Genomic DNA, 9,385 nt, shown 5'->3' on the forward strand with positions numbered 1-9,385 from the left:
CGCGGGCAGGATGCCCGTTCTTGATCTGGTCGCGCGGGCAGGATGCCCGTTCTTGATCTGGTCGCGCGGGCAGGATGCCCACTCTACTCCTATTCGCGGGCAGGATGCCCACTCTACTCCTATTCATTCCAAGATTCAGCAACGCCAAGGCAAAAGGGATAGATTTTGATTTCCTATTGATTTTTACAAGAGGTCTCATCAATAAATAGAAACGACGGTTTAAAACCCGTCGCATCACGTTTATACCCCTCCTTAAAAGAAGGGGCTATCACGCTCCCGTTTTGTTTTGGTATGTTAACAGGATTTGGTATGAGCAGGGCTATAAAGCTAGTCTTTCAAAGAAAAAAATGACTAACGAGATCATTCTCTCTTTGTCCACCTGCTCAAATCTCGCTCCTTACCAACCTGAACCTTTTCTAGTGCTTGCTCTTAATTGATTTACCTCTTCGATTAGAGACATTATTCGCCTTTTCCAATCTTGTCCTTTCTCTTGTTTTTGGAGTTCTAGTCTGGAACTTATCCAGTCTACTATCAACTGTTGCTCTTCTGCCTCATCTCCAACATCAGCACGCATAAATCTGAGGAAATAGGGAACATCCCACTCAATATAGTGTCCCCATATATCGTAGGCTGACACTGTCCAATCAATTTGCCAAACCTGTCTCAAAAGTCTGATAAAAATCTTTTCTGATAATGGTCGATCCTGTTGAGCTAAAGCTTCGAGTGCTTCAGATAAGGCTTGCTTATTCATCTTTGTTATTTAAGAGAGATCAATTTTTTTTGGCTCCTCAAGATATACCATATCTTTGTCGAAGTTAGCCAGTAGCTAATCGGCAAAATTGCAATAAATATTTACATTTATTGCAATTTCTCAATAACCGCTGGTTGACAGATTGTTCATCTTTTAATTCTTGCGTTTTCTAGCCTAATCAGGTACACAAGTTTTTTACCTGTTCCCTATTCCCCTCCTGGGAGGGGTTAGGGGCTCACAGGGGTAGGTTTTTAACTTTGACCTCAGGTGTGGGGTATTGGGTGTGGGGTGTGGGGTGTGGGGGTACAGACAAGCGATGCAGTGGCCTCACGGGGGTTTCCCCCACTCGCGCAAAGCATGGCTGACAATGATGATTTTTAGCGATGCAGCAAGGGAACAGGGGAGGCAGCGCCTTAATGCGGGGGTCTCCACGGGGCTGCATCGCTTTCTTATCACCCACCCCCTACACCCCACCCCCTACAACCCACACCTCACGTCTTTGTTAAAAACCTACCCCTGTGAGAGGTTTAGTGGTGGGTTACTCTTCCCTGTTCCCTGTTCCCTGTTCCCTGTTCCCTATTCCCTGTTCCCTATTCCCTGTTCCCTAAAACCAAGAAAATTGTACCTCATTAAGTTGATAGTTTTATACACGGGGTTTTCAATCATCTCTTTTTTGAACCAGATGTATGCACTTTTGACAAGGGAGCCTGCCTCAATACCCATCTGTCAATAACCCACAGCACTTATTAAAAAGTTACAATTTATTTTCTATCAAAACTGGTATCCTAATACAGGCGTTGTCATCCACTAATTACGTCGTGAACGATAGGAGAGCAACTTTTGATCAACAAGCTAATACCTATGATCAACGAGTCGGTTTACCTAAACAAGACTGCCACCAAATTGTTCAGGCTATACTTTCCCTGACTCAAGCAGAACCGGGTGATCTAGTTGTAGAAGTTGGTGCTGGAACTGGTCAAATTGGTCAGTGGTTTGCTCACTCACCAGTTCAATACCTTGGATTTGACCTCTCCGAGGGTATGCTTGATGTATTTCGGCAACATCTGAACTGGCAAGGGAAAAATACGACTTTAATAGTGGCTGATGGTAATCAAAGATGGCCTGTTGCTGATGGCACAGCCCGTGTTATCTTCAGTTCACGAGCAATACACCTGCTAAACCTTGAGCATGTGGTTGACGAGATATTTCGAGTTGCTCTGCCGGAAGGCGCAGCACTAATTATCGGTCGCATCCAGCGGCACAGAGAAAGTGTCAAAGCCAGAATGCAGCAAGAAATGCAGCGCCGACTTCGCCAACTAGGTTTTCAGGGACATCAAGGGGAACAAAACCAGCGCCAACTCCTGGAATTATGTTGCCAGAGAGGGGCAAAGCTGATTGCTCCTGTCGTCGTGGCTCGATGGAAAGTAGCAACTACACCCCAGGATTCCATCAACAGTTGGCAACAAGTAGAGGGCTTGGGAGGTGTTGAAGTGCCTTCGGGTATTAAACGAAGAATTCTCGAGGAACTCCAAATCTGGGGAAAAGCGACATTTGGTCAACTTGAACAACAGGTGGAGTCTGAAGAAGCTTATGTACTAAAGGGGGCTGAGTTAACTATTAAAAAAGTATATTGAGGTAACTTTTCAGTCACAGTACTGGATAAATGCTTCTGAAGAGAGGAGCCTCTGGTGTATTGATGAAAATCACTACATTAAGTTTGCTCTGTCGAAAAAAGAATCCCTTGCCATTGAGCAATGGGAGTGTCAATTTTTCTGTATTCTAAAGTATGTGGGTATTAGTATTATTCGTTGTAGCAAGGCAGAGATTGGAGGATTTTAACCTCAAAACAAAAAAAAATATATGTCTTGATTACTTTCGTATTAGATGTACCTACCTACTAAACTAATGGTGATATTCAGGCTCTATGGAAAATCAACTTCTATCCGAATTGGGAAAATCTCTGGTCACAGGCTCACTAAGTGACCAAAATGTGCTGGCAGATACTGGTCGCCAACCACAAATTGAAATCCTACCCAATGCCTCTGTGCTCAAGATTGGTGGTCAAAGTTTCATTGATCGAGGCAGAGCAGCCGTCTTCCCCTTGATAGAAGAGATTGTGGAGAATTTGGGTCGCCATGAAATGATTATCGGCACAGGGGGAGGCAGTAGAGCTCGTCATGGTTACAGCGTCGGCATCGATTTAGGTCTGCCCACTGGGGTATTAAGTGTCTTGGGGACATTCGTCAGTATGCAGAATGCCAGGATGATCCATTATCTACTAGCCAAGCACGGTATTCCGTTTATCGAACCAATACAATTTGCCCAGCTTCCCCTCTACGTGGCTGAGCGTGGTGCAGTGGTGTTCTTTGGTATGCCTCCCTATACCTTTTGGCACGAGAATCCTAAGGTTGGTCGTATCCCGCCTCACCGTACTGATACCGGCGCTTACCTAGTGAGCGAGGTATTTGGCACTAAATCAATGATCCTAGTTAAGGACGAGGAAGGTCTTTACACCGCTGACCCCAAAAAAGACCGTTCAGCGAAATTGATCAAGAAAATTTCGGTGGCAGAACTCAAGGAACTAGACCTAAAAGATTTGGTAGTGGAGCGCCCTATACTGACCATGATGGAAAATGCCCAACATAGCAAGTCAATTCAGATTATTAATGGCCTAAAACGAGGAAATCTGACCAAGGCTTTAGCAGGGGAAGAAGTAGGTACTGTCATCTATGCTGATTGATTAGATTAATTAAGTGCCGAGTGCTGCTCACACCTGTGGCGAGAGTTCAAAAAAAAGCGGAGTAGTATCCAGTCAAAAAACCAGAAAATGAATTATTCACCAGAAAGTAACGACCAACGCCATCACCTGCAATCAATTCTGATGCGGGAGAGCCTTCTAGACAAGGAGGTGCAGAAATCCACAGACACAGAATTACCGGTAATTCGCATGTTACCGGATACTCACGTGATTAAGATTGGAGGCCGATCAATTCTGGACGCTGGCCGTGCAGTTACCTATCCAGTGGTAGAAGCACTAGCTAGTATTCTCGAATCAAAGAAACTGATCATCGGCACTGGCGGTGGGGCCAGGAGTAGACATGTGTTCTCCATCGGTCTGGATTTGGGTATGCCCACAGGTGTGCTAGCCGAACTGGCTGAGGCTGATGCCTTAGGCAACGCTCATATTCTTGGTGCTTTGCTATCCCCCTATGGAGTAGTAGCAGTGCCACCAGCCATCTTTGGTCACCTGTTACCTCTTTTCATTCGCACTGTGCCAGGGGTGATTTTCACTGGTGTACCCCCTTACTCATTATGGGAGCATCCACCAGCAATCGGACGTATTCCTGCTCACGGCAGTGATTCTGGTTCCTTCCTCCTGGCCGAGTGCTTTGGCTGCAAAAATGTGACCTTGGTTAAAGATGTGGATGGTCTGTATGAGAAAGACCCGAAAATTGATCCAAGTGCAAGCTTTATTCCCAAAATCTCCACGGCGGAACTCCGTGAGCGTCAGTTGGAGACCCTTCCTTTTGAAAATATTCTGCTGGATTTATTAGATAATTCTCGGCAGTTTGAGCAGTTCCAAATTATCAACGGGCGATCGCCAGAGAAGATTGCAGCCGCTCTCAATGGCGAACATGTCGGGACTATTGTCTATCGCTAATGGGGAGATAATACGGCAAAATCTTCTCAAAATTTAGGTCGTTTTATAGCGTTTATAATCGTTTTTTTGTATTAGGGAAAATTAGGAATAGATTTTACAATCTATCTATTGATAAACCCTATAGTTATTCCTAACAAACCTAACCAAGTGTTTGCGTCCGTTCAACTTTGATGGAAGATTTATCCCCCTTATGGATTTCCCTAAAAACTGCTGGCTGTGCTACGATTTTTGCCTTCTTTCTAGGAATTACAGTCGCTGGCTGGATGCTTAACTATCAGGGGAAAGGTAAAGGCATCATTGATAGTATCTTAACCCTTCCTTTAGTTTTACCGCCAACAGTTGTTGGGTTTCTCTTACTATTGTTGCTGGGTAGAAATAGCCCACTGGGACAGATATTGAGACAATGGGGAATTTCTATTATCTTTTCCTGGTCGGCAACTGTAATTGCAGCGACAGTAGTTGCCTTTCCTCTTATGTACAGAACTGTACTGGGAGCATTCAGGCAAGTAAATCAGGACTTGATTAACTGTGCCCAGACTTTGGGGGCTTCCGAAGGCAGAATATTTTGGCAAGTGTTGCTACCACTTGCTTGGCCAGGAGTGATGGCAGCAACAGTTTTGACCTTTGCTCGAGCCTTGGGAGAGTTCGGTGCTACCTTAATGTTAGCTGGCAGCATTCCTGGCAGAACCCAAACTATACCAATATCAATCTTTTTTGCGGCTGAAGCCGGGAAAATGGGGGAAGCTTTAATCTGGGTAATAATTATGGTGGTCATAGCTCTAGCCATAATTACTACTATCAACTACTGGTCTGATGCTCAAAACTACTCCCAGAGTCGGCTAGCTAATTATTGCTCTATATTAATCAATCGTTGGTGGTCAATTATTAGTCACTGGTTACTGAGCTGGAGAAAAAGCTCAAGTCCTTTCTTTAACACAGAATATCGCCAAATACTGACAAATATAAATCAAGGACTTTTTGTCGATATCAAAAAAGACTTAGCTTCTAACTTTACCCTAGAAGCTAAGTTTACTACTAACGATCAGCCCTTGGGAATTTTAGGAGGTTCTGGTTCTGGCAAAAGTTTCACATTACGCTGCATTGCTGGCTTAGCAACACCTACTCAAGGTCGCATTGTCTTGAACCAGCGAGTTTTGTTCGATGCGGAAAAAGGGATTAATCTGCCTCCTAACCAACGCCGCATTGGTTTTGTATTTCAAAACTACGCCCTGTTTCCTCATATGAAAGTGGCCCAAAATATTGGTTTTGGTCTACAACAATTGCCCAAATCCCAAAGGAAAGAAATAGTGTATAAATACATCGAAATGATGCATTTACAGGGATTAGAGAAGCGCTACCCTCATGAACTTTCCGGTGGACAACAGCAACGAGTAGCTTTGGCAAGGGCAATGGCGACCTCGCCAGAAGCTTTACTTTTGGATGAACCTCTTTCTGCCCTTGATAGCTATTTACGCAGTCAGATTGAAAAACTAATGACTGAAGTTTTCTGTACATACCAAGGAGCAACTCTTTTTGTCACCCATAGATTGGAGGAAGCTTATCGCCTGTGTGGGAATCTGTTGGTACTTTCCCAAGGAAAAGTGATCGCCTCTGGTTCAAAACAAGATATCTTTGAAAATCCTCCTAATCTTACGGTAGCACAGTTAACGGAGTGCAAAAACTTTTCCTCAGTTGAGATTATTGACCATCAGAGGATTAAGGCTCTAGATTGGGGTTGTACTCTGCAAGTTATTGAACCTCTAAATACACCAATAAAGTACGTAGGTATACGTGCCCATCATCTCGTTTTCTCTCAACAGCCACATCAAGAGAATACTTTTCCTTGTTGGTTAGTAACAACAAGCGAAACTCAGCATCGGGTTAGTGTTTATCTAAGTTTGCATCGTTGTGAGATTAATTCTCAGGATTATCAACTACAAGCTGAGGTGTACAGGGAAAAGTGGAATGAGATTAAACGTTGGTCTGGGCAATTGTATGTTCACTTAGATTCATTGAGGCTGATTTTAATGGAAAATTGAATAGAATAAGTGACCCATTCCCCCACCTCGCCAACAGCAGGTGGCGGAATTGGAACGGCAGTCGTGAAGTACTCTTAAACTAGATTATTGCCGAGGTTTAATTGGGTTGTTTAGGAGGAAATTTAACAGTCCTCGGGACACACTGGAAGTTCATCTGCACAACCCATACTAACACTAGGATCAGAGCAATTGGGATACACTGGAAGGTCCACTTTACAACCTGGTTTAAAACCGTCACCATTTACTGTGACATCAAACATCATGCCTTGATCCTCATGGATTAGGATATGACAGTGGAGTACAAATGTGCCGTTGTAGTCCTCGAAGCGATGCTGAATTTTCAGTGGTCTATTTGGATCTACAGCTACTGTGTCTTGCCAGATTCGGTCTGCAACCGGCACTTCCTCCCATTCTACGTCGTCGTCGTTCAATTTTATCTTTCTCTCACATTCTTGCTCCTTCGGTTCTATCTGATCCTTTTTCCTTGTACCTCGTGCTACTACGTGATCTTTTATGTGATCCTTTTTCCTTTTACCTCGTGCTACTACCTGACTTTGCACTTCAGCCTCTGGCTTTGTACCTATTGCTACTACTTGGAAGGGATTAACATGAATGTGGAAGGGATGAGTTACAAAACTAGGACCAGTGTTATCGAGTATCCACTCTTCCTGTGAATTCAACTGCACTGAAAAATTAGCTTCAGATGGGGGCTCGCCATATTTTATCCCGTTAATTGTGAAGTTACCCCTACCAGGGACATTACTTGGAGGTCTTTCGCCGCTTTCAGCTCCAAAATCTACTGGCTTTGGATTTTGGGGAACATCACCTTCAAACTCTTTTAAATAACAGGGCATTCCTGTTGTCGGGATTCCGTTAGTAAGAAGGCTATTAAACTGACTTTCAACGGCATTTGCCTTACTGTAAGGGGTGCTTTCTACCTTAATGTAAGCTAGTACCTGTTTACTGTTATCTGAGGCATTACTACTTACTGTTTGGGTTGGATCGCTTTGCCCATATACATCTCCACTGATAGTATAACCATCTTTGACGAGAGTGTAATCACCAGGTTCTAGATTGACTAAAAAATCAGCCCGATTACCTGGTACAAATACATGAGCAGTTTGTGGTTGGGGACATTTACCGTAGAAGGTAATACCATCCCTAGCTATGAGATACATCTCTTGGAGATCACCTCCAGGAGGAATTGAGTCAAACTCCCCTTTGTAAAGTTTGAGTGTCATTAAAGTTCGAGGTGTAGAACCAGCATTAACAAATCGCCAGCGTTGAATTTCACCACTCTGCACTGTGAGAGTTGGCTGATATTCACCGTTTACTAAACATTCTCCACTATTACTACCCCTTTGCTCATAAATATCTCTGTCATTAATAATATTAATCCCATTTGCAACAATATCTTGCAAGATCCAGAGAACATCTGTCGCATCTGGACAAATTTCTTGACCTGGTGGCTCTTTGATAATAATTACTCCTGCCATACCACTAGAAACATAAAGTGCAGTATTGCCGTGTCGGTGTGGATGATACCAGTGAGTTCCAGGAGCGTGGTTTGTCGGTATTTGGACATAATACTCATGGCTATCTCCGGGTTCCAATTCAAATAAGACGTCGTCGGAAGAAAACGCAACATCGTCATCGCTAGATTTACCACCAGAGACAGTGTCTCCATTGTAGTCAAGGCTTAAAGGGGAGACATGGAGACCATGAAAATGGAGGTTGGTGGTGTTGAAACAGTTTGGTCGGTTAAATACCTTCCGTTCTGTTGCATCTGGTGCAGGATCACAATATGGGTTTTGGTCCCCACCTGGTAGCTGATTCTCCAAATTGATATGAATAAGGTCCCCAGAGTTAACCACAAGAGTTGGTGCAGGAATTAGATATTGATTAGGAGATGATGCTTCGGCTAAGAAGCGGATATTGTCCCCTGTGTATGAACCCAGGTCAACTGATCCAGAATTTACAACCCAGTCCACACTAACCGTACCGCCTTCAGAAGATATGCACTTCGGTTTTGGAAAAGTGGTATCTGAGGGGGGGTTTAAGCAAGGTGAAATAGCAACACTTGTAGTAGTACATGTGGGCTCCTCAGCTTTAGCTGATTTCGGCAACCCTAAGGCTGCTGTCGCCGCAATACCAGCGATTACGAATTCCCGTCGTTTTATGCCTGAGGGCAACACTTCAGGACTCTGGTCAGCTTGTTGAGATGTGGTGTTCTCGTTATCACTCATCTGGTTTTTTCTCCAAAATGGTAAGACTTCAATTCAAGGTTCTACAGAGCCAGGATTGAGGATGAAATATAGCGCTACGCGCAAGGGCAAGAGGCAAGAGGCAAGAGGCAAGAGGCAAAGGTGCCCTTGACCCATTAAGAATTTAATTCGCCAAGTAAGAGCGCACCTTAAGTAAATGATGGGCTGAACTTATTACCCAGTAAGGATTTTAGCTTGCCTGTCACCCACCCAGAGAGGGGTTTAAGGCATAAACCTAAATCCTCCTTGCTCTCAAATTTTTTGGTACTTTTCTGCTACCGTTCGAGCACTCTTGTGAAGTGCCAGATGCTTTCACACCTACACCTAGTGGATCAGGACTTGGGAATTTGCTTGCTAACCTATCGGCAGTGGTGCAGACAAGTCTTGAAAGTACTGGTAGGTATAGAGTCTCAATCATAAGACAGGGATAGCATCTTCAGGGGATTCCATGAAAAGCTTAAGCTCCCAAACTTAAAGCAAATTTCATGGAATCTCCCCTTTTGCGTCGTCAACGACAAGATCAATGGTGTCAATGGCTTCTACCCAAAGATCAACGTTGCCTCAGTCTTGGAATCAATAGGAGTAGAGTGGCTGAGGGGGTGACAACAAGGCTAAAAACTAGACAGGGTATGGGGTGTGGGGTGTGGGGGGTGGGTAAAATAGAAGCGAT

Annotated in this window: 7 protein-coding genes; 5 read left to right on the forward strand and 2 right to left on the reverse strand. The window is 44.1% G+C overall.

Annotated features, from left to right (window positions below):
* Window positions 1-397 precede the first annotated feature (397 nt).
* On the reverse strand, window positions 398-751 hold the full coding sequence (locus tag AC4II3_RS28535; RefSeq protein WP_488029586.1) for a hypothetical protein: 354 nt from the start codon (window positions 749-751) through the stop codon (window positions 398-400).
* An 818-nt stretch (window positions 752-1,569) separates the two neighbouring features.
* On the opposite strand from AC4II3_RS28535, the gene AC4II3_RS28540 reads away from it, so the two are divergent.
* From AC4II3_RS28540 to modB, 4 genes are all read left to right on the forward strand, one after another.
* A complete protein-coding gene (locus tag AC4II3_RS28540) occupies window positions 1,570-2,385 on the forward strand; it encodes a class I SAM-dependent methyltransferase (protein ID WP_488015110.1) in 816 nt (271 codons plus the stop codon).
* A 290-nt stretch (window positions 2,386-2,675) separates the two neighbouring features.
* A complete protein-coding gene (locus AC4II3_RS28545; protein WP_488015108.1) occupies window positions 2,676-3,491 on the forward strand; it encodes an amino acid kinase family protein in 816 nt (271 codons plus the stop codon).
* 87 nt (window positions 3,492-3,578) lie between these two features.
* A complete protein-coding gene (locus tag AC4II3_RS28550; RefSeq protein WP_488015106.1) occupies window positions 3,579-4,412 on the forward strand; it encodes an amino acid kinase family protein in 834 nt (277 codons plus the stop codon).
* Window positions 4,413-4,582: 170 nt separating this feature from the next.
* Window positions 4,583-6,451, forward strand: a complete 1,869-nt coding sequence (modB, locus tag AC4II3_RS28555; protein ID WP_488015104.1) for a molybdate ABC transporter permease subunit — start codon at window positions 4,583-4,585, stop codon at window positions 6,449-6,451.
* Window positions 6,452-6,573: 122 nt separating this feature from the next.
* Here the strand turns inward: modB and AC4II3_RS28560 are convergent, their stop codons facing one another.
* The gene (locus AC4II3_RS28560) at window positions 6,574-8,697 is read right to left on the reverse strand and encodes a multicopper oxidase family protein (RefSeq protein ID WP_488015102.1); all 2,124 of its coding nucleotides are present in this window, start codon (window positions 8,695-8,697) and stop codon (window positions 6,574-6,576) included.
* A 503-nt stretch (window positions 8,698-9,200) separates the two neighbouring features.
* On the opposite strand from AC4II3_RS28560, the gene AC4II3_RS28565 reads away from it, so the two are divergent.
* Window positions 9,201-9,385 (forward strand): hypothetical protein (locus AC4II3_RS28565; RefSeq protein ID WP_490722978.1); only part of this gene is annotated, 185 nt, incomplete at its 3' end.

The organism is Moorena sp., assembly GCF_982860115.1.